This is a genomic window from Microbacterium testaceum StLB037 (assembly GCF_900104345.1).
Classification (GTDB): domain Bacteria; phylum Actinomycetota; class Actinomycetes; order Actinomycetales; family Microbacteriaceae; genus Microbacterium; species Microbacterium testaceum_A.
The window spans coordinates 18,961-38,583 of sequence record NZ_FNJN01000006.1 but is presented as its reverse complement, the minus strand read 5'-3'; the positions used below and the strand labels follow the sequence as shown (position 1 = coordinate 38,583).

The 19,623-nt window shown below is 70.0% G+C and carries 19 protein-coding genes and 1 pseudogene; 7 read left to right on the top strand and 13 right to left on the bottom strand.

Annotation, left to right across the window (positions count from 1 at the left end):
- Positions 1-255, bottom strand: coding sequence for a three-helix bundle dimerization domain-containing protein (locus tag BLS25_RS13060; RefSeq protein WP_056226099.1), 255 nt, complete (start codon positions 253-255; stop codon positions 1-3).
- 74 nt (positions 256-329) lie between these two features.
- Complete coding sequence (locus tag BLS25_RS13055) at positions 330-854, bottom strand: MarR family winged helix-turn-helix transcriptional regulator (RefSeq protein WP_074696381.1); 525 nt, start codon at positions 852-854, stop codon at positions 330-332.
- A 135-nt stretch (positions 855-989) separates the two neighbouring features.
- On the opposite strand from BLS25_RS13055, the gene BLS25_RS13050 reads away from it, so the two are divergent.
- Positions 990-1,478, top strand: coding sequence for a MarR family winged helix-turn-helix transcriptional regulator (locus BLS25_RS13050; protein WP_074696379.1), 489 nt, complete (start codon positions 990-992; stop codon positions 1,476-1,478).
- A gap of 27 nt (positions 1,479-1,505) precedes the next feature.
- Here BLS25_RS13050 and BLS25_RS13045 read toward each other — a convergent pair whose 3' ends face one another.
- Positions 1,506-1,745 carry a DUF3072 domain-containing protein gene (locus tag BLS25_RS13045; protein WP_056226090.1) on the bottom strand — a complete coding sequence of 80 codons (240 nt, stop codon included), beginning with the start codon at positions 1,743-1,745 and terminating at the stop codon, positions 1,506-1,508.
- A gap of 78 nt (positions 1,746-1,823) precedes the next feature.
- On the opposite strand from BLS25_RS13045, the gene BLS25_RS13040 reads away from it, so the two are divergent.
- Positions 1,824-2,789: an alpha/beta fold hydrolase gene (locus BLS25_RS13040; RefSeq protein WP_074696377.1), complete on the top strand. Its 966-nt coding sequence runs from the start codon at positions 1,824-1,826 to the stop codon at positions 2,787-2,789.
- A 102-nt stretch (positions 2,790-2,891) separates the two neighbouring features.
- A complete protein-coding gene (locus BLS25_RS13035) occupies positions 2,892-3,995 on the top strand; it encodes an FUSC family protein (RefSeq protein ID WP_074696375.1) in 1,104 nt (367 codons plus the stop codon).
- An 18-nt stretch (positions 3,996-4,013) separates the two neighbouring features.
- Here BLS25_RS13035 and BLS25_RS13030 read toward each other — a convergent pair whose 3' ends face one another.
- The 5 genes from BLS25_RS13030 to BLS25_RS13010 all read right to left on the bottom strand — a co-directional run bounded on the left by BLS25_RS13030 (position 4,014) and on the right by BLS25_RS13010 (position 9,347).
- On the bottom strand, positions 4,014-5,270 hold the full coding sequence (locus tag BLS25_RS13030) for an ADP-dependent glucokinase/phosphofructokinase (RefSeq protein WP_256335592.1): 1,257 nt from the start codon (positions 5,268-5,270) through the stop codon (positions 4,014-4,016).
- 7 nt (positions 5,271-5,277) lie between these two features.
- Positions 5,278-6,141 (bottom strand): ketose-bisphosphate aldolase, encoded by an 864-nt coding sequence (locus tag BLS25_RS13025; protein ID WP_056226082.1) that lies wholly within the window; start codon positions 6,139-6,141, stop codon positions 5,278-5,280.
- Between the two features lie 35 nt (positions 6,142-6,176).
- Positions 6,177-7,049: a carbohydrate ABC transporter permease gene (locus BLS25_RS13020; protein ID WP_056226079.1), complete on the bottom strand. Its 873-nt coding sequence runs from the start codon at positions 7,047-7,049 to the stop codon at positions 6,177-6,179.
- Positions 7,050-7,051: 2 nt separating this feature from the next.
- Positions 7,052-7,981, bottom strand: coding sequence for a carbohydrate ABC transporter permease (locus BLS25_RS13015; protein WP_056226076.1), 930 nt, complete (start codon positions 7,979-7,981; stop codon positions 7,052-7,054).
- Positions 7,982-8,054: 73 nt separating this feature from the next.
- A complete protein-coding gene (locus tag BLS25_RS13010) occupies positions 8,055-9,347 on the bottom strand; it encodes an ABC transporter substrate-binding protein (protein ID WP_074696373.1) in 1,293 nt (430 codons plus the stop codon).
- A gap of 233 nt (positions 9,348-9,580) precedes the next feature.
- On the opposite strand from BLS25_RS13010, the gene BLS25_RS13005 reads away from it, so the two are divergent.
- On the top strand, positions 9,581-10,387 hold the full coding sequence (locus BLS25_RS13005; RefSeq protein WP_074696371.1) for a DeoR/GlpR family DNA-binding transcription regulator: 807 nt from the start codon (positions 9,581-9,583) through the stop codon (positions 10,385-10,387).
- Between the two features lie 111 nt (positions 10,388-10,498).
- On the opposite strand, the gene BLS25_RS13000 is transcribed toward BLS25_RS13005, so the two are convergent.
- Positions 10,499-10,744, bottom strand: a complete 246-nt coding sequence (locus BLS25_RS13000) for a hypothetical protein (RefSeq protein ID WP_176786375.1) — start codon at positions 10,742-10,744, stop codon at positions 10,499-10,501.
- 136 nt (positions 10,745-10,880) lie between these two features.
- On the opposite strand from BLS25_RS13000, the gene BLS25_RS12995 reads away from it, so the two are divergent.
- Complete coding sequence (locus tag BLS25_RS12995; protein ID WP_074696369.1) at positions 10,881-11,510, top strand: TetR/AcrR family transcriptional regulator; 630 nt, start codon at positions 10,881-10,883, stop codon at positions 11,508-11,510.
- A gap of 7 nt (positions 11,511-11,517) precedes the next feature.
- Here BLS25_RS12995 and BLS25_RS12990 read toward each other — a convergent pair whose 3' ends face one another.
- From BLS25_RS12990 to BLS25_RS12975, 4 genes are all read right to left on the bottom strand, one after another.
- A complete protein-coding gene (locus BLS25_RS12990) occupies positions 11,518-12,333 on the bottom strand; it encodes a DUF1206 domain-containing protein (protein ID WP_074696367.1) in 816 nt (271 codons plus the stop codon).
- Between the two features lie 16 nt (positions 12,334-12,349).
- The gene (locus tag BLS25_RS12985) at positions 12,350-13,030 is read right to left on the bottom strand and encodes a phosphatase PAP2 family protein (RefSeq protein WP_074696365.1); all 681 of its coding nucleotides are present in this window, start codon (positions 13,028-13,030) and stop codon (positions 12,350-12,352) included.
- A 99-nt stretch (positions 13,031-13,129) separates the two neighbouring features.
- Entirely contained in the window at positions 13,130-13,900 is a 771-nt protein-coding gene (locus BLS25_RS12980) for an SDR family NAD(P)-dependent oxidoreductase (RefSeq protein ID WP_074696363.1), read from the bottom strand.
- A 104-nt stretch (positions 13,901-14,004) separates the two neighbouring features.
- Positions 14,005-14,661: a TetR/AcrR family transcriptional regulator gene (locus BLS25_RS12975; protein ID WP_081349850.1), complete on the bottom strand. Its 657-nt coding sequence runs from the start codon at positions 14,659-14,661 to the stop codon at positions 14,005-14,007.
- A gap of 54 nt (positions 14,662-14,715) precedes the next feature.
- On the opposite strand from BLS25_RS12975, the pseudogene BLS25_RS12970 reads away from it, so the two are divergent.
- Together BLS25_RS12970 and BLS25_RS12965 are read left to right on the top strand one after the other, a co-directional pair.
- Positions 14,716-16,389: pseudogene (locus tag BLS25_RS12970) on the top strand (amidase); the annotation flags it as partial.
- A gap of 359 nt (positions 16,390-16,748) precedes the next feature.
- A complete protein-coding gene (locus tag BLS25_RS12965) occupies positions 16,749-19,622 on the top strand; it encodes an aminotransferase (RefSeq protein WP_074696359.1) in 2,874 nt (957 codons plus the stop codon).
- The last annotated feature ends 1 nt before the right edge of the window (position 19,623 follow it).

Below are 19,623 nucleotides of genomic sequence, written 5' to 3'. Positions count from 1 at the left end.
TCAGTCCCGCGGGAGGCCCAGGATCTCGCGAGCCCCCTCTTCGACGGCGATGGGCACGACCAGGGGGCGCCCTGCCGAGAAGGCCTCCCATTCGCGCAGCACGACGGCTTCGATCCGCGACGGATCCTCGAGCGGATAGTCGGTCCTCAGGCGGGCGATGACGGCACGGAAAGAGGCGACCTCTATTCCGTCCACCTGATGGACGAGGTCGGCACCGGTCGCGGGGGAAACCGCGTCGCTTGCGCTCTCGTCCATGGACCCCATGCTCTCACGCCCGACCTGCGCGCTCGGCCGTCACGGCGGAGGGCGCGGGCGCGCTCGGCGCGTGCTCAGTGCGCGGCTACGGCGTCGACCGGGTGCGGGTCGACCTGGTCGACGGCATCCTGGAGCCGACCGAGGCAGGCGATCACCGCAGCGCTCTCTTCGGGGGTCATATCGACGACCGCCGCCATCATGCGCGTGTGCATCGACCCCAGAGTCGCGCGCACCTCTTCGTCGCTCACGGCCGTGGCCACGATGTAGATGCTCCGACGATCGGTCGGGTGCGGCACGCGAGTGACGTGACCGGTCTTCTCGAGGCGGTCCACGATCGCGGTCGTGGATGCCGTGGACACCCCGAGGTAACGGGTGAGCTCGCTCGGCGAGACCTGACGCTGCTGCCCCGCCGCTTTGATCAGGTAGCGAAGCACGAGCAGCTCGTTCTCGCCCATGGACATCGACTCGCGCGTGCGACGCCGCATGGCGACCTCGGCGGCGCGGTACACGCGGAAGGCTTGGAGGACTTCGACCGCTCGACGGCGGCGATCCTCTTCGCTCGCGCCGTACCAGTAGCGCGACTCGGACCCTGTTTCCACCAGGGCATCCTATGTCAGGCTCCGCGTCCAGCCCCCTGCCGGTGCACGGGAAGGACAGGTAGCATCTAACTAGAACGGCTATCTACTTGATTGGCGTGAAAGACAGTAGCTCACCGAGGAACGCGAGGAGGAGAGATGAAAGACGCGGCTTCCGCCGACGACGTCGTCAAGGCTCTCAACGACCTCACCGATTCCGGTGTCGCCTCCGAGCGCGCCGCGCTGCACTCCCTGGGCATCGGCCCGAACGACGCGAAGGTGCTGCGCTTCCTCCTCCAGCGCTCCGCCGACGACGAGCCGGTCACCCCTCGCATCCTCGCCTCGATGCTGAGCATCTCGTCGGCGGCCACGACGGCGCTGATCGACCGACTCGCCGACGCGGGGTGGGTGGAACGAGAGCCATACCCGGGTGATCGGCGCTCGATCGTCGTCCGCGAGACGATTCCCGCCGACTCCCCCGCCCGCCGCGTGCTGTCGGTGCGCAGCGCGTCGGCCGCCGCGGCCGCCGGGCGACTCGGCCCCGCCGAACGGCGGATCGTCGCCGACTTCCTCGACGACATCGCTCGCGGTGAGAAGCAGGACATCGACGACATGTCGGCAGACGAAGAGGCGCCCCGCGCGTCCTGACGAGCAGGAGCCGGGACGCCTCGAGGGTCACTCGGTGGAGCGACCGGTCTCGTTCTGCAGGCGATCGATCTGCTCCGACGCCTCCGCCTTCGTCAGGTCGGCGGGAATCTCCTCGCCGGCTTCACGGGCGAGGGTGTCGAGGTAGCTGCGCTGCGGGGCGGTCATGGGCTCGTCGCCGGTCACCCAGTCGGACGGGTCCTTCTCGGCGGGGTTGTCGCCCTCGCGGACGGCACCCAGGGTCTCTTCTTCGCGGGAGGTATCGCTCATGCAGGAAGGCTAGGCGGGGCCGACGACACCGGGGCCGGGATTGACAGGACGCTCAGCCGGGTAGGGCATTCTGGTCGGATGCCCGAGGACTCGCGACCCGCCGACGTCGACGTCGACACGCTCCGCCGGGGGCCCTCACAGACCCGGGTGACGCGTGTCTCGACGGGCTCGGGGACCGGGCGCCCGTTCGTCCTCATCGCCGGTATCGGCGTCGCGTCGACCTACTTCGAGTTCCTCGCACCACTGCTCGCCGAGAAGGGCGAGGTCTACGCCCTCGATCTCCCGGGTTTCGGCGGGGTCCCGGCATCCGGGGAATCCCCCACCGCCGCGTACTTCGCCGACCAGGTCGAGGGAGTGCTCGACCACTACGGTCTCGAGAATCCGGTACTCATCGGACACTCGATGGGGACGCAGGTGGTCACCGAGGTGCTGGCGCGGCGTCCCGACCTCTCGCACGCGGTGCTGGTGAGCCCCGTCGTCGACGAAGCGGAGTCCACCGCGATCATCCAGGGCGTGCGATTCGTCCAGTCGACGGTGCGGGAGTCGCTGCACATCGCCCTCCTGGCGGTCTCGGCATACCTCCTGTGCGGTTTCCTCTACTTCTTCGAAGCCCTGCCCCATATGTTGCGCTACCGCATCTCCGACCGCATCGGTGAGGGCCGGGCGACTCTGCTGCTCATCCGCGGCGAGTTCGATCGCCCCTCACCGCGCCGCCTGCACTCCCGCCTCGTCGCCCGCGCGCATCGCGCACGCCGGTGGGAGATCGAGGGAGCCGCGCACTGCGTCGTGAACAGCCACGCCGTGGGGGTGGCGCGTCTCGCCCTCCGGCACGCCGACGACGAGCTCCCCCCGAAAGGACGGATGCCGGCGGCCGAGGCCGCCGTGCCGCCCGCCACGCACTCCGACCTACGAATGGTGCTCGGCGCCATGTTGAGTCGCCTGGCGGAATGGATCAGCGCGGCCCGCCACGACGAGGACGGCGTCGAGCGGGCGAAAGCGCGTCATGCCCGCGTGCTGTGGGACGCCTACCGTCCGGGCCGCTGAGACGGCGCTAACCCGGGGAGCCCCCCGGGGCAACCCCCGCGACGACGGCGAGGCCGACGCGGAGCATGGAAGGGTGTCGACTCGCCCGCGCACCACCCGCTCATGACCGTTCCCGCCTCCCTCGACCCGCGCCGATGGTGGTCCGACGCTGTCACCGCCGATCGCCTGCTGCTCGCCGCCAAGACGGCCGCTGCCGCCGCTCTGGCGTGGTACCTCGCCCCTCTCGTGCCCTTCGCGCAGAGCGAGTACTCGTACTACGCCCCGCTCGGGGTCCTCGTGAGCATGTATCCGACGGTCGCGCGTTCCGCGTCGAGCGGCGCGCAGGCCGTGATCGGTCTCGCGCTCGGCATCGGGTTGGGACTGGGCAGCCTCGCCGTCGTGGGCACGGGTCTGCCCCGTATCGTCGCCGTCGCCCTCGTCATCTTGATCGGAGTACTGCTCGCGGGCGTGCGGGCCCTCGGCGTCGGGCGGGACTGGGTGGCGATCGCCGGTCTCTTCGTCCTGCTGCTCGGCGGCGCCGATCCCGACGGATACTCGGTGTCGTATCTGGTGACGATGGCTTTCGGTGTCGTGGTCGGCGTCGTGGTCAACCTCGTCGTGGTCCCGCCGCTGCGCGTCAAGAAGGCCGACGACCGGCTGAGCCGGCTGCGGGACGCGCTCGGCGAGGTCCTCCGTGCCATGTCGTCGTCGCTCGCGGGACGCTCCTTCGACCCCGAGGCCGCGGACCGGGCCGCCGCCGACCTCGAGGGGACCCTCGTCGAGGTGCGGGAGGAGGTCGATCTCGCCGACGAGAGTCGCCGATACAACCCGCGCGGGCGACGGTTGAAGACGCCGCGCGACCTGGGTCGGCGACGACTCGACGCCTTGACGGGCACGGCCGACGCGACCCGCGAGCTCGCAGCCGCTCTGGCGCGGCTCACCGCGGGCCCCGACGTCGACACCCGTCTGCCCGGCGACGCGCGACGCCTCCTCGCCGATGCGATCGAGACGGTGTCCCGCCTGGTCACCACGCCGCCCGAGCCGCAGGCGACCGCCGGCGAGCTCCGCGCGGCGGAGACCGCCCTGACCCGCTACACCGAGAGCCTGCGCTCCCTCGACGCGCAGGACGAACCGCTCGACGCGTGGGAGGCCGCCGTGAGTCTGCGCCGCGTCATCGCGGCGTGCGGACCGTTCTCGGATCCGGATGCCGACACCGCGGCGCGGTGACGTCCATCTCCGTCCGGATCAGCCCACGCGTCCGGTCACCGCATCCAGCGCGCGGTCGAGGGCGACGGCTGTCGCACTGCGCGCAGCCGCGGGGACCGCGGCGAGGAACCCGCCGACGAAGGTGTCCCCCAGACCGATCGTGGTGGGCTGCGCGGTGTCGACGACGTAGGCCGCAATCCCGACCGCTCCGCTGCGCTGCCGCGCGGCTTCGACGACCGCCGCACCGCCCGCATGACGGGGCGACCGGGCGGTGACCTCGAGATCGGCGGCGGTACAGGAGTCGCCGAGCCGGTAGCGCGTCGCCGCGGTGCGCACGGCGCTCTCGAGTCCCGCCGCGTGCCGGGCCGCCGAGGGGCCGACCGCGATCGCCCAGAAGGTCGTGTGCACGACCAGCGTCCGCGCCGGAATGAGCTCGTGCACCTCGACGAGGGCGGCGACGACGTCGTCGGGCGAGAGCAGGTCGACGGGTCGCCCCAGGTACTCCTGCAGCTCGTCCTCGTTCATGCCGTACACGTCGATGCGCTCGAGGAGCCGCGCGCGCACCCGGGCGGCGAGCTCGCGGTGGTAGAAGCCCGCGTCCTCGTAGTAGACGAGAGCATCGGCGGGCAGGCGTCTCATCGCCGAGACGAGATCGTCGAGCCGGGCCTCGAGCAGGTCGGCATCCTGCATCGTGTTGAACCCCGAGACGAGGAACGCCGCAGCCCCCTCGAGGGCGTCGCCCAGATCGGGGGCGATGGCCATCTCGCGGTTGGGGGCGTCGTTGGCGAAGATCAGGCGGTTCGACGCAGGCGCCGTCACCGCCCCGTCGACGAGGCGCACCGTGGTGCCCGCGGGATACTGCACGATGAGGTGCGGATCGAGGGTGTCTCGCGTGGCCGACGAGACGATGCTCATCGAGGCCGGAAGCAGGCGCCGCACGGTGTCGTCGATGCTCACGAGGTGCTGCACGGTGGGCACGCCGATGCGATCGAGGGCGATGCCCGCCCGCACCCCGGTCCCGCCGAGGGTGATGGTCTTGTCGAAGTGCGCCGCGAAGGTCTCGACGATCTCCGATGACAGCACGAAGCGCTCGCCTCCCCCGCCCGTGGCGAGGAAGGCGAGCACCGTGACGACGAGCGCGCGCTCGTCGATGATCGGCGTCGTGGTGGTCAACTCGTCGAGACGGATGCCGTGCTGCGCAGCCAGGGCCGTGAGCACCTCGGCATCCCACCGGATCTCGTAGTCGACGGTGCCGCCGAGTCCGAGGACGAGGTCTTCCGCCATGTCGTCGATCACCGTCCGATCAGTAGAGGTCGGCCTTGCCGGCGGCGCCGAACAGGTCGATCTTCTCAGCGGCCGTGACCTTCATCGCCGCGATGCACTCGGGCTGGATGGCGTTGGGCTCGCGCAGACGACGATCGGTGCCGAGCACCTCGCGCATGCGGTCGTGGTACGCCACCTTGATGTCGCTCGAGATGTTGATCTTGTTGATGCCGAGCGACACCGCGCGGGCGAGCTCGGCGTCGGGGTTGCTCGAGCCGCCGTGCAGCACGAGCGGGATGCCGACGGCCGCCTTGATCTGCTCGAGCAGGTCGTGGCGCAGCTCGGGGTTCTTCTCGGCCGGGTAGAGCCCGTGCGAGGTGCCGATGGCGATGGCGAGGCTGTCGACCCCGGTCTGCTCGACGAAGCGCACCGCGTCGTCGACGTTGGTGTAGATGATCTCGGCCGCGCCCGACTCTCCGTAGCTGTCGTTCGCGCCGATGGTTCCGAGCTCCCCCTCGACCTGCACGCCGACGGCGTGGGCGGCCTCGACGACCTTGCGGGTGAGCGCCACGTTCTGCTCGAACGGCTCGAGCGAGGCGTCGATCATGACCGAGGTGAAGCCGGCCTTGATCGCGGTGATGATCTGCTCGTACGTTCCTCCGTGGTCCCAGTGGATGGCCACGGGCACGCTCGAGCGGTGCGCGCGGGCGTGCATCGCCGGGATCAGGTCGGTGGTGATGTGCGAGACCTCGTCGGGGTGGATGGCGATGATGACCGGAGCGTTCTTCTCCTCGCTGATGTCCATGATCCCGGTGAACATCGCCCAGTCGCTGATGTTGAAGGCCGGGATGGCGAAGCTGTGGGCGTTGGCGACGTCGAGGATGGACTTGCCGGTGTAAAGCACGGATGACTCCTTGTTCGGGGTTGGGTAGGCGGCGGTCAGCTCTTCACCGAGCCGGCCGTGAGGCCGCTGATGAAGAAGCGTTGGAAGAAGAGGAAGAGCACCAGCACCGGGATCGAGCCGAGGATGCTCATCGCCATGATCTGGTTCCACTCGTAGGAGTGCTGGCCCATGAGCAACTGGATGCCGATGGGCACCGTGCGCATGTCGATGGTGCGCGTGAGGGTCAGGGCGAAGAGGAACTCGTTCCACGCGATCATGAACGTGTAGATGCCCACCGAGACGATGCCCGGGATCGAGATCGGCACGAGCACGCGCCACAGGGCCGTGAAGGAGCCGGCGCCGTCGACGCGCACCGCCTCGTCGAGCTCCTTCGGGAGGGTGTTGAAGTACCCGGTCATCATGATGATCGCGTAGGGCAGCGTGAACACCATGTACGTGAAGATCAGGCCCGGATAGGTGTTGTAGAGGCCGAGCCCGACCATCAGGCCGAAGTACGGGATGAGCAGCGTGATGGGCGGGACCGCCTGGACGCTGACGATGATGACGTTGACGATCCGCTTGCCGCGAAACTCGAAGCGGCTGAACGCGTAGGCGGCCTGGATCGCGACCAGGAGCGTCAGGATCGTCACCGCCCCCGCCACGACGTAGCTGTTGATGAAGAACCGCACCGTCTCGGGGTTGGTGAAGATCGAGATGTAGGCGTCGAACGAGAACGTGTCGGTGATCAGCCGCGGCGGCAGCTCGAAGATCTGCGTGTTCGACTTGAACGAGCTCGACAGCATCCACAGCACGGGACCTGCGGCGAACACCGCGCCGATGAGCAGGCCGACAAGCACGCCGGCTTGGGCGAAGCGACGGCGCGTGGCCGTGCGGGTGGCGCGCGGGCGCGCGGGGGTGGTCAGGGCCATGGTCAGTCCCTCGCCTTCTGGTGGCGGACGTAGAGCACCGCGACGATCATCGACATCGCCAGGACCAGCACCGCCGAGGTGGAGGCCATCGAGAAGTCGTACTTCGCGAACGCGAGCTTGTAGGTGAAGGTGCTGAGCATCTCGGTGACGTCGATCGGACCGCCGCCCGTGGTCAGCCAGATGAGCGCGAACTGCTGGGAGGTCCAGATCAGGTCGAGCAGCACGAGGCTGACGATGATCGGGCGCAGCTGCGGAACGGTGACGTTCCAGAACCGTTGGACGGGGCTGGCGCCGTCGACGGTGGCGGCCTCGTACAGATCGCTCGGAATGCCCTGGAGACCCGCGAGCAGGCTCACCATGAAGAAGGGGTAGCCGGCCCAGATGTTGATGAAGGTGACGGTGCCGAGAGCGAGCTGCGGCGAGGCGAGCCACTCGATGTTCGTGTTCAGCAGGAAGTTGACGATGCCGTTGGGGGCGAGCAGCATGCGCCACAGCACCGCGATCACGGCCACCGTGAACAGCCACGGCAGGACGTAGAGGCCGCGGAAGATCGCCCGGGGGACGGCGCCGATCAGTCGGCTGTTCAGCAGCAGGGCGAACGACAGCCCGAGCACGAGGTGCGCGGCGACGCTGGTGAGGGTGAAGAAGAGGGTGTTGCCGGTGGCCTTCCAGAAGCCCGGGTCGGTGAGGATCGCGACGTAGTTGTCGACCCCCACCAGGTCGGGGCTCTTGTTCAGGATCACGTTGTCCTGGAAGGAGTACCCGATCACCATGACGATCGGGACGATCATCAGGACGAAGAGAAGGATGAGGGTCGGCGAGAGGAAGACGTATGCCTCGCCGGCCTTGCGGAGCTGCCGGGTGCGGCGCGAGGCGGGCCGTCCGGTGACGATCAGCTCGGTATCGGGGGGTGTGAGGGTGCGCATGGTCATGAGGTGCGGCTTTCGCTGAGCGGGATGCCGCACCGCGAGCGGTGGCGGTGCGGCATCCCGGTTCGGGGTCGGATCAGAACTCCGACGTCCATTCGTCCTGCGTCTTCTTGAGGGCGTCGCCCATCGACTCCTGGCCGTCGAGCGCCGACTGGAACTCCGTGCCGAACTGGCGCATCAGTTCCTCTGCGACGGGCAGACCGGTGAACTCGTTCGCCGGGTAGCCCTTCTTGTAGATGTCGAAGGCGGTCTTGAACAACGCGTCGTCTTCGACGAAGGTCGGCACGCTCTCGGTGTTGCCCGGGAAGGCCTTGGCCATGGTCGACAGCTCGCTGTTGACGTCCTTGCCCATCAGGAACTGCACCAGCTTGAAAGCGGCGTCCTTGTGCTCGGAGTTCTCGGCGACGCCGATGCCCCACGAGGCGTAGGGGATCCCGCGCTCGCCGGTGAACCCGTCCTTGGCGGGGATCGCCGAGATCGAGAAGGTGAGATCCGGGTTGGACTGACGGATGAGGTTGATGTGCGCGAGCGAGTCGATCATCATGCCGACGCGACCGTTGGTGAACTCCTCGACCTTGTCCTGCTCCTTCATCGTGAAGGAACCCGGGGCGATGACCTTGTCATCCCACATTTGCTGGATGAAGTCGGTGGCCGAGGACACGTCACTGTTGGTCAGATCGGGCTGGCCGTCCTTGAGCATCGAGCCGCCCGAGGCCCAGACCCACGACATGACGTCGTTCTGCACGCCGTTGGGGGCTTCGAGCGACAACGGGAGCACCCAGCCCGACACGTCGCCGCCGAGGGCCGTGATCTTCTTGGCCGCGTCGGCGAACTCGGTCCGCGTCGACGGCGGGGCCGACACTCCGGCCCGGGCGAGCAGGCCGTCGTTCGTGAACATGGGGTAGACGAAATTGACCACCGGGATCATGTACGTGCTGCCGTCGACCTTGATCTGGCTGGCGAGCTGGCTCTCGTCGTAGCCGGAGTCGCTCATGAGCTTCGAGAGGTCGGCGATGACGCCCTGCTTGGCGAAGTCGCTGACCCATGCGCCGTCGAGGCCGACGACGTCGGGCATCGTGCCCGATGCCGCCCCGGCGAACAGCTGTTCCTTGGTCGAGGCGTAGGGTCCGCTCACCAAGTCGACCTTGATGCCCGGGTTCTCTTTTTCGAACTGATCCATGAGCCCGCGGAACTGTCCGTCTCCCAGCTCGGGCTCCCACCACTGGGCGAACTCGATCGTGACGTTCCCGTCGGAGGACGTGCCCGAGCTGTTCGACGAGCACCCCGCCATCGCCAGGAGGGTCGTGGCCGCTGCTGCGACACCGACGAGCTTGATGGCGTTCCGACGCCGGCGCCCGCTGTTGTCCATCGTTTCTCCTCGTTGAGATCTGCCGCATTTCGCGCCGTTCTGCGCGTTCTTGCGTCTTTCAGCACGAGTATGCGCTTCGTTGCCGGGTCTCGCAAGAGTTCGATGCACATTCGTGATTATTCGAGCGCATAGCGGCGCGGCTGGCAGCAAAAAGCGCGGAACCCGTGCCGTTCTTTGCGGCTTTTCCACAAAATCTGAGGACGGGCGAACGCCGCTGTGCTAGAGATGACGGCATGGACGCATCCACAGCCACGGTCAAGCGGCGCCTCCCGGCCGGGCGCAAGGCCGAGCTCGCGGCGTACGTCGCCGAATCAGGTCAGGTGACCGTCGTCGACCTCGCCTCGCACTTCGGCGTCTCGATCGACACCGTCCGCCGCGACCTCGACCAGCTCGATCGCGAGGGGATCGTCGTCCGCACCCACGGCGGCGCCGTGAGCGCGATGTCGGTACCCGGTCGCGATCGCGGACTCGACGTGCGGCTACAGATGCAGATCTCCGAGAAGGAGCGCATCGCCGCCCTGGCCGCCGACCTCGTCGAAGACGGATCGGTGCTGATGCTCAACGCCGGGACCACGACGCTCGCGGTCGCCCGTGCCCTGCGCAACCACCGCAACCTGACGATCGCGACGAACAACCTGCGCATCCCCGCCGAGATCTCGCCCAGCGTCTTCCGCGATCTCTACATCTTCGGCGGCGCCGTCCGCACCATCACCCAGGCGACCACGGGGCCGGTGACCCTGGCGATGAACTCCCACACACCCGAAGTCGATATCCGCTGCGACTACGCGCTCATCGCCGTCGGCGCCGTCGACGGATCGGGCTTCTCGACGAGCAACCTCGGCGACGCCACCATGATGAGCGAGATGATCCAGCGTGCGGATCGCACCGCCATCCTCGCCGACTCCTCGAAGCTCGACCGCCGCCTCTTCGCGCAGGTCGCCCCGCTCGAGAAAGCCGACTACCTCATCACCGACGCCGAGCCCTCTGCCGAGCTGGCGGCCGCCCTCGCCGACGCCGGAGTGACCGTCCTGACCCCCTGATCAGGACGCGTGCAGGGGTTACGCGAAGGAGCTCGTCGGACCCCGACGCGGTCTGCGCGGCGTTCACCTCGCAACAGGGGGCGAGGCCGCACCCGGCCTCGCCCCCTTCCGTCAGGCGACCACGCGCTCCGGCGCGGGTGCCTCGTCGTCGAACTCCACCTCGGGCGGGCGGCGGCGGAACCCCCGGGTCAGCACCGCGAGCCACACGATGCCCACGCCGATCCACACGAGACCGACCGTGAGCGCCAGCGCCGACAGGCTGAACCACAACCAGGCGGTGAGCGCGAAGCCGAGGGCGGGCAGCACGCCGAAGCGCAGCACGGCCGCTGCTCCCCGACGACGTTCGTCGAGAAACATACAGCGTAGGTTTAAAGAACGCTACGGCTTCACCGTCATCGGCCGGACGAGTTTCGTCAGGTCGTCACCGAGGTCTTACACGCCCGAAACACGCACCATCGCGTAGCGTGGGCAGACCCGACCGAAAGGCTCCGCCGTGGCCCGGCCGTCCCAGCCCAAGCTCTCGCGCGAGGGGATCGCCCGCGCCGCCCTCGCCCTCGTCGACCGCGACGGGACCGACGGCGCGAGCATCCGCCGGGTCGCCGACCGCCTCAAGGTGCACCCGACCTCGCTCTACAACCACGTCCCCAACCTCGCCGCGCTCATCGAGGACGTGCGAGCGCTGGTCTCCTCGCGCATCGACTCGTCGTTCCTGCGGGAGCGCGAATGGGAGGAGGGGCTGGCGCTGTGGGCCCGGTCGTACCGCGACGCCTTCCGCCGGCATCCGAAGACGATCCCCCTGCTCATGTCGCACAGCTCGTCGACGCCGCTACTGATGTCGCAGTACGAGGACTTCGCCATCGCCGCGGAGCGTGCCGGGTGGACGAGCGACGACATCCTGCCCCTGCTCACTGCGTTCGAATCGTTCATCCTCGGCAGCGTGCTCGACATGAGCGGCCCGTCGGTGATGTTCGATCCCACCGGGCAGGAGGCGGACGTGCCGCGCTTCGCCGCGGCCTACGCCACTCTCGAGCACCACGACCCGGCCGATCCGGTCGCCACGCGGGCATTCGAACTCGGCCTCTCGCTGCTGATCGCGGGAGCGCGCCCCCGCCCTGCCGCGTGAGCCCGACTCACATGCGCGCGTAGCGCGCGCGAGCGAAGCAGAACAGGCCGTACACGACGAGCCCGGCGCCCACGAGCCAGAGCACGATCTGACCGAAGGGCAGCCCCGCCAGCGAGCGCAGCGCCGCGTCGAGCCCGCCGGCCGCGTTCGGGTCGTGCGCGAACGCCGCGACCAGGAAGAGGATCCCCGCGACGCCCACCGCGATGCCCTTGGCGATGTAGCCCACCATGCCGAAGGTCCGGATGCCGCGTCCCGCCGTCCCGCCGGGGCTCGAGATGTTCTTCATGAACGCCTTTGTGACGCCGCGGACGACGAAGGCGACACCGATGACGGCCACCGCCAGGCCGATGATCACGAGGAGCACGACTCCGGCGGGCGTCGCCATCAGCTGGGCGCTCAGGGTGCGCGTCTGCTCCCCCGAGTCGGAGCGGCCGCCCGAGACGACGGTGAAAGCGGTGACGGCGATCGCGCCGTAGGCGACGGCGGTCCCCACGTCCTTGGCGCGGTGCGCCCAGCGCTTCTTGGCGTCGGGGCCGCGCTCGGCGACGGCTTCGGCGACCTGCCAGACGGCGAGGGCGGCGAGGCCGATCACGATGACCCACAGCAGCAGCATCCCCGCGGGAGCCTGCGCGACCTGCCCCAGCGCCCCGCTCTGGTCGGCGCTCTCACCGCCGCTGCCGGTCGCGATCGAGATCGCGATCACCCCGATGAGCAGGTGCAGCAGGCCCAGCACCACGTAGCCGATGCGCGCCGCCACGCGGAACGCGGTGGAGTCCTGCGCTTTGTCAGCGGCGGCGGAAGCGGAGGCGGAGGCGGAAGTCATCCGGGCACGATAGCGCTCACGCGGCCGCGTCGACCACCCGTTGCGCGCGACGCACTCGCCACACTTCGACGAGAGCCCACACCAACGTCGACACGGCCACGCCCTCCAGGAACCCCGCGGTCACATCGGAGAGCCAGTGCGCGTGGAGGTACGTGCGACTCCACATCATCAGCAGCACCCACACCGCACCGGCCGCCCAGACCCACCCGCGGCGCAGGATGAGAGCCAGGGTGATCGCGATGGTGGTCGCCACGGCGGTGTGCCCCGAGGGGAACGAGGTCGCTTGGGTCTCGGCGAGAGAATCGGACGGTCGGGCGCGGGCGATCACGGACGCGAGCGGAGCGCCGATGAGCACGACGAGCGCGATCGCCCCCGCGACATTGGAGGCATCCCACGGCCGCTTGACCAGGAGGAAGACGATCGTGGTCGAGATGCCGATCACGATCATGCCGATCGTGCCGCCGACGGTGGCCGGGATCCACGCGACGATCACCGCCACGGGGTTCGCCAGCGCGGCCATCGCGTCGTCCCACCACTGGTCGAAGGCCAACGGAGCGCCGCCGTCGAGGTCCACGGCCACGCGCAGCGCCACGAACAGCACCGTCGCGACCAGGCCCACGATCAGGGCGACGGGGCGACGCGCGTCGACCCTCGGTCGATCGGGCAGGATCGCTGGTTGGTCGGTGGTGGCATCCATTCGGGAATCGTGTCAGGTCGGGACACTCGAACGGTAGCCATTGCCGACCGGGCCGAGAGCACTCCGCTGGACGCCCCGACCCGTCGACGGGTTCGCCCGTCAGGCCCCGCGTTCCTCGTTGATGGAGTTCGCCCCGTCGACGACGAGCAGCTGGCCCGTGATGTACGACGCCTCGCGGCTCGCGAGGAACGCCACGGCCGCGGCGACTTCGGTCGGGGTTCCCGATCGGCCGACCGGAGTGGCGGCTCCCATCGCGATCTCGTGCGCGCTCGACGACGACGTCGCGATCCATCCGGGCGTCACCGCGTTGACGGTGATGCCCGCCGCCGCGACATCGACGGCCGCGCCACGGGTCAGCCCGAGCATGCCGGCTTTGGCCGCGTGGTAGGCGACATCGCCGGTGTAGGCCATGACGGGACCCGAGATGGATGCCACGTTGACCACGCGACCGTATCCGGCGGCCCGCATGCCGGGCACGACCGCCCGGGTCATGCGCAGAGCCGTGGTGAGGTTGCGGTCCAGGGACATGGCCCACTGGTCGAGGGTGATGTCGTCGATCGCAGCCGGCGAATCGGCCGTCGACACCGAGGTCATGCCGGCGTTGTTGACGAGGACGGTCGGTTCGCCGAACGCCTGACGCGCCGCATCGAGGACCACCTCCACTCCGCGCGGATCCGTCAGGTCGGCCGCGACGCCGCGGGCGTCGACCCCGGCGCCGCGCAGCTCGGCCACGCGCTCCTGGATGCGGTCGGTGGTGGACGTCACGATCACCCGCATGCCGGCGCGCCCGAGGGCGAGCGCGGTCGCCGCGCCGATCCCCTCGGCGCTTCCGGCCCCGGTCACGATGGCGATGTCTGTCGGTTCGGGCATGGCGCTTCTCTCTCCGGGTGAGGACGAGGCGGTCCGACGAGAGGGCGGCCTCGCGACATCTTGTCACGAATATAGTGAATGTGCTTCACTATCTCGCGTGCGGCTCAGTGGGGCCGCGCCGAGGCGATGAGCATGTCGAGCCCCCGCTCGAAGGCCCGGGTGGCCACGGGGTCGTCGGGGTCTTCGTCGGCCAGGGTCGCGAAGGCGTTGGAGAAGCGCGGGAACGCCTCCTCCTGCCCCGTGGGGTCGAAGACGACGGAGGGACCCGACATGTCGAGGACGCTGCCGAGGATGAACGACTCGAAGGCGGTCAGCAGCGGGATCACGTCTCGCGGCGCCCAGCCGGCGGCCTCTGCCGCGGCCGCGAAGTCCTCGTACTGCGAAAGGAGCACGGGCGCGGACGCGCGTTCCGTCATCAGCAGGGGCACCACGCGCGCGTGCCGCGCGAAGGCCCGCCGATACGAACGACCCCAGGCCCGCAGCGCCTCCTCCCAGGGAAGTTCCCGCAGCGGCTTCGAGTCGATGTGCGCCGAGACGAGCGCGCGGACGTCTTCGACCATGGCCGCACGGTTGGGGACGTGGTTGTACAGCGAGGCGGGATTGACACCGAGGCGCGCGGCGACACGGCGGACGCTGGCGCCGTCGGGGCCGTGTCGGTCGACGAGCGCGAGGGCCGTCCGCGCGATGAGGTCACGGCTCAGCAGTGGCGTATGCGGTCTGGCGATGACGGCCTCCCCCTTCGGTGCGAGCCGTGGGTCCACGGTCTCACGAACTCACTCTCGCACACCTAAAACAAACGGTGTATGTTTACCGCCATGACCACCGAGGCCCTCACCGTCGTCGACGCCGACATCGACCGCCTGCGTGCAGCACTCGAAGCCGGCGAGCTCACCAGCGTCGAGCTCGTGGCCCGCTACCTCAACCGCATCGCGGCGTACGACCGCGCCGGCATCCGGCTCAACAGCGTGCCCGTGCTCGACCCCCGCGCGTTCGCCGCGGCCCGCGCCTCCGACCTGCGTCGCGCACAGGGGCGCACGCTCGGCCCCCTCGACGGCATCCCCTTCACCGCAAAGGACAGCTACCGCGTCGAGGGCCTGCCCGTGGCATCCGGGTCTCCGGCCTTCCGCCACCTGATCGCCGGCGACGACGCCTTCGCCGTCGAGCGCCTGCGCGCAGCGGGCGCCGTATTCCTGGGGCTCACCAACATGCCGCCCATGGCGGCCGGCGGCATGCAGCGCGGGGTGTACGGCCGGGCCGAGTCCCCCTACAACGGCGACTACCTGGCATCCGCCTTCGGCTCGGGCTCGTCCAACGGATCGGGCACCGCCACCGCGGCGAGCTTCTGCGCGTTCGGGCTCGGCGAAGAGACGTGGTCGTCGGGCCGCGCCCCCGCCTCGCACAACGCCCTCGTGGCCTACACGCCCTCGCGCGGGGTGATCTCGGTACGCGGCAACTGGCCACTCGTCCCGACGATGGACGTCGTCGTCCCCCACACGCGGTCGGTCGGCGACCTGCAGCACGTACTCGACGCGGTCGTCGCCGACGACGCCGAGACCGAGGGCGACCTCTGGCGCACGCAGCCGTTCATCGACCTCCCGCGCCCGTCCGAGGTGCGTCCCGCATCGTTCGCCGCGCTCGAGCCGCTGCCGCTCGCGGGGCTGCGCCTCGCCGTACCGCGCATCTACGTCAACGGCGACCCCGACAACGCCTCGCCCATCGTCACGCGCGACAGCGTGATCGCTCTCTGGAACGACCTGCGCGCCGACCTCGAGGCCGCCGGCGCCGAGGTCGTCGAGACGGACTTCCCCGCGGTCGACCGCTACGAGAAGCTGCACGCGGGCGACGAGGACTTCCTCGACCGCGGGTTCGTCACGCGTGCCTTCCTCGACGACGAGGTCGGCGACCTGGCGGTCTGGGCGATGGACACCTTCCTGCGCACTAACGGCGACGCGAACCTGCCCCGCCTCGCCGACGCCGAGGCGGCCCTGATCTTCCCCCACCCTCCGGGTGCGCTCCCCGACCGCTACGGCATCTGGCACTACGACATCTCGTACGACATCGGCGAGTACGTCGCCCGCGCGCAGGAGTGGGAGCCCGACTGGAAAGACGTGGCGAGCCTCGAGACGGGCCTCCGCGGTCTCGAGCACACGCGCCGCGTCGACTTCGAGGAGTGGATGGATGCCGAAGGCCTCGACGCCGTGATCTTCCCCACGCAGTCCGACGTCGGTCCCGCCGACGCCGACGTGAACCCGGCCTCGGCCGACATCGCGTGGCGCAACGGCGTGTGGGTCTCCAACGGCAACCTGGTTCCCCGCCACCTCGGCATCCCCACCGTCACGGTGCCGATGGGGACGATGGCCGACACCGGGATGCCGGTGGGCCTGACCCTCGCCGGTCCCGCCTACAGCGACACGCGCCTCGTGCAGCTGGCCCAGGCGATCACCGCCCTCGGCGAGCGCCGCACGACGCCTCCGCGCACCCCCGCCCTGCCGGATGAGGCGGCCTTCGCCGAGCCCCGCCCCGCGGCCGAGGGCGAGCTGTCGGTCACCGTCGACGAGGTCTCGCGCGACGGCGAGCGCGTGACCGTCTCGGCCACCGTCAGCGGAGGCGTCGCGGTCGATCACGCCCTCTTCGTCGACGGCGTGCGCGTTCCCGCGCGACTCGAGAACGGCCGAGTCACCGCCGAGGTCGCCCCCGCGCCATCCGGCGAGCCCGTGAGCGAGTGGATCGCCCCCTACGGCCCGCTGATCGTCATCGTCGTGCGCGATGCCGCGGGTGCCGTCGCGGGCGCCGTCGCCACGGCATCCGACTCTCCCCTGTGACACCCGAATCACCCGAGGAACACACCGTGACCGAGACCGCTCCGACCCCCGTCTTCGACTACTTCAGCCAGGTCGACCTGCCCACCCCGACGCTCTCCGACGACGAGGTGCAGCGTCTGTTCGCCGACACGTTCGGCGTCGAGATCGACGTGCAGGCGCTCGGCAGCCAGCAGGACCAGAACTTCCGCGTCTTCGCCCGGGGCTCCACCGAGCCCCTCGGAGTGCTCAAGCTCAGCAACCCCGTCTTCAGCGAGGCCGAGATCGAGATGCAGGATGCCGCGGCGGCTCTCGTCGCCGAGCGGAGCCCCCACGTGCGCATCCCGCGCATCGTCGAGGGGCCGCGCGGCGCGATGTCGACGTGGTGGGAGTCGAGCCAGGGCCGCATCCACGCGCGCGTGATCGAGAACATCGCCGGGCGCACGCTCATGGGCTCGGGCTACCTCTCCCCCGCCGTCGTCGAGGGGATGGGCGCCCTGTCGGGGGCGGTGAGCCTGTCGCTCGCCGACTTCACCCACCCCGCGAGCGGCCGGGTGCTGCAATGGGACCTCCGCCACGCCGGGCGCGTCATCGACACCCTGCTCCCCCTCGAACCGGATGCCGAGGTGCGAGACGTCGTGCAGCGCGCCGCCGACGCCGCCCGCGCGGCCCTCGCCCCCGTGCAGGACGCCCTGCCCGTGCAGGCCGGACACTTCGACGTCACCGACGACAACGTGCTGCGCGCCCCCGGAGAGACGGTGCCCGACGCGGTCATCGACTTCGGCGACGTGTGCGCGTCGTGGCGCGTGGGCGAGATCGCCGTGACCGTGTCGTCGGTGCTGCATCACGACGGCGCGACACCCGAGAGCGCTTTTCCCGCCATCCGCGCCTTCGACCGCATCCGCGACCTCACCGACGACGAGATCACCGCCCTCTGGCCGCTCGTCATGCTGCGCGGCGCGGTCCTCGTGCTGAGCGGGCGCGCGCAGGTGCGCCTCGACGACGCGAACGCCTACGCCACCGTCGCGCTCGACCGCGAGTTCCGGATCCTGGTGCAGGCGGCATCCGTTCCGATCCCCGTGATCACCGCCGCGACCCGGGCGGCGCTGGGGCGTGCCCGCGCCGAAGCGCCCGCGTGGACCGGCACCTCGGTGCTGTCGCTCGGCCGCCACGTCGAGCTCGACGCCTCGACGGAGTCACCGCTGAACGACGCGGGCGCCTGGCTCGACGCCGCCACCCTCGACGACGCGGCTCTCGCCGCCCTCGACGCGGGCGCCGACGTCGTGACCGTGCCCGCGTGGCGCGCGCGGTTGACCGGAACGACGGACCCGCTTCCCTCGACGCCCGAGACCGTGCCGACCGACGTGCTCGTGTGGCTCGCGTCACCGGTCACCCTCGATCGGAGCGAGCGCAACGAGCACGGGTGGCAGATCGTGACGACGGATGCCGGGACCCTGGCGATCGGCGGAGTGCCCGCCGACGCGGCATCCGGAACCCTTCCGGCGCGTACCCGTCTGTCGATGCGCCGCTCGCTCGGCGGACTCGTCCCCCCGACGCGCACCACGCCCGCCCTCGCCGCCGCCTGGCGCGAGGTGGCCGGCGACCCCGGCGCCGTGATCGGCGCGCCCGCCGCGGCCCCGGTCGACGACCACGTGCTCGAGCGACGCCGCGAGGTGCTCGCCGAGGTGCAGGAGCACTACTACGCGACCCCTCCCCGCATCGAGCGCGGGTGGCGCGAACACCTGATCGACGTGAACGGCCGGGTCTACCTCGACATGGTCAACAACGTCGCCTCGGTCGGCCACGCGCACCCCCGAGTGGTCGAAGCGGGCTCCCGCCAGATGCACCTGCTGAACACCAACTCGCGCTTCCATTACCGCGCGATCACCGACTTCGCCGACCGGATCGTGGCGACCCTCCCCGACGGCTTCGACACCGTGTTCTTCGTCAACTCCGGCTCCGAGGCCACCGACCTCGCGATCCGGCTCGCGATGGCGGCGACGGGCCGCCCCGACATCGTCGCGATGCGCGAGGCGTACCACGGGTGGACCTACGCGAGCGATGCCGTCTCCACCTCGATCGCCGACAACCCCTTCGCCCTCGAGACGCGTCCCGACTGGGTGCACACCGTCGACGCGGCGAACTCTTACCGGGGGAAGCACCGGGGGGCGGATGCCGGGAAGTACGCGCCCGAGGCCGTCGCGGTCATCGACGAGCTCGCGGCATCCGGTCGCCCTCCGGCGGGGATGATCGCCGAGACATACTTCGGCAACGCGGGCGGGGTCGCTCTTCCCGACGGCTACCTCACCGAGGTGTACGCCGCGATCCGCCGCCACGGCGGGCTCGCGATCGCCGACGAGGTGCAGGTCGGCTACGGCCGCCTCGGCGAGTGGTTCTGGGGCTTCCAGCAGCAGGGGGCCGTGCCCGACATCGTCGCGGTGGCGAAGTCCATCGGCGGCGGTCACCCGCTCGGTGCGGTGATCACGCGGCGCGAGATCGCCGACCGCTACCGCACGCAGGGGTACTTCTTCTCCTCCACCGGAGGCTCGCCCGTCTCGTCGGCGATCGGCATGGCCGTGCTCGACGTGATCGAACAGGAAGGCCTGCACGAGAACGCGCGGGTCGTCGGCGGCCACCTCAAGCGGCGCCTCGAAGAGCTCGGCGACAAGCACGACCTCATCGGCACCGTGCACGGCTCGGGGCTGTACCTCGGCGTCGAGTTCGTCCGCGACCGCGAGACCCTCGAACCGGCGACCGCCGAGACCGCGGCGATCTGCGATCGCCTGCTCGAGCTCGGTGTGATCATGCAGCCCACCGGCGATTTCCAGAACGTCCTCAAGATCAAACCGCCCCTGGTGGTCACGCGGGCCTCGGTCGACGTCTTCGTCGACGCGCTCGACCGCGTCCTCACCACCGGCTACTGAC

Bases quoted from the DNA above. Each gene is read 5' to 3' on its own strand.
- BLS25_RS13060 (WP_056226099.1), bottom strand. From the start codon at position 255: ATGGACGAGAGCGCAAGCGACGCGGTTTCCCCCGCGACCGGTGCCGAC.
- BLS25_RS13050 (WP_074696379.1), top strand. From the start codon at position 990: ATGAAAGACGCGGCTTCCGCCGACGACGTCGTCAAGGCTCTCAACGAC.
- BLS25_RS13045 (WP_056226090.1), bottom strand. From the start codon at position 1,745: ATGAGCGATACCTCCCGCGAAGAAGAGACCCTGGGTGCCGTCCGCGAG.
- BLS25_RS13040 (WP_074696377.1), top strand. From the start codon at position 1,824: ATGCCCGAGGACTCGCGACCCGCCGACGTCGACGTCGACACGCTCCGC.
- BLS25_RS13035 (WP_074696375.1), top strand. From the start codon at position 2,892: ATGACCGTTCCCGCCTCCCTCGACCCGCGCCGATGGTGGTCCGACGCT.
- BLS25_RS13020 (WP_056226079.1), bottom strand. From the start codon at position 7,049: ATGGCCCTGACCACCCCCGCGCGCCCGCGCGCCACCCGCACGGCCACG.
- BLS25_RS13015 (WP_056226076.1), bottom strand. From the start codon at position 7,981: ATGACCATGCGCACCCTCACACCCCCCGATACCGAGCTGATCGTCACC.
- BLS25_RS13010 (WP_074696373.1), bottom strand. From the start codon at position 9,347: ATGGACAACAGCGGGCGCCGGCGTCGGAACGCCATCAAGCTCGTCGGT.
- BLS25_RS13005 (WP_074696371.1), top strand. From the start codon at position 9,581: ATGGACGCATCCACAGCCACGGTCAAGCGGCGCCTCCCGGCCGGGCGC.
- BLS25_RS13000 (WP_176786375.1), bottom strand. From the start codon at position 10,744: ATGTTTCTCGACGAACGTCGTCGGGGAGCAGCGGCCGTGCTGCGCTTC.
- BLS25_RS12990 (WP_074696367.1), bottom strand. From the start codon at position 12,333: ATGACTTCCGCCTCCGCCTCCGCTTCCGCCGCCGCTGACAAAGCGCAG.
- BLS25_RS12985 (WP_074696365.1), bottom strand. From the start codon at position 13,030: ATGGATGCCACCACCGACCAACCAGCGATCCTGCCCGATCGACCGAGG.
- BLS25_RS12980 (WP_074696363.1), bottom strand. From the start codon at position 13,900: ATGCCCGAACCGACAGACATCGCCATCGTGACCGGGGCCGGAAGCGCC.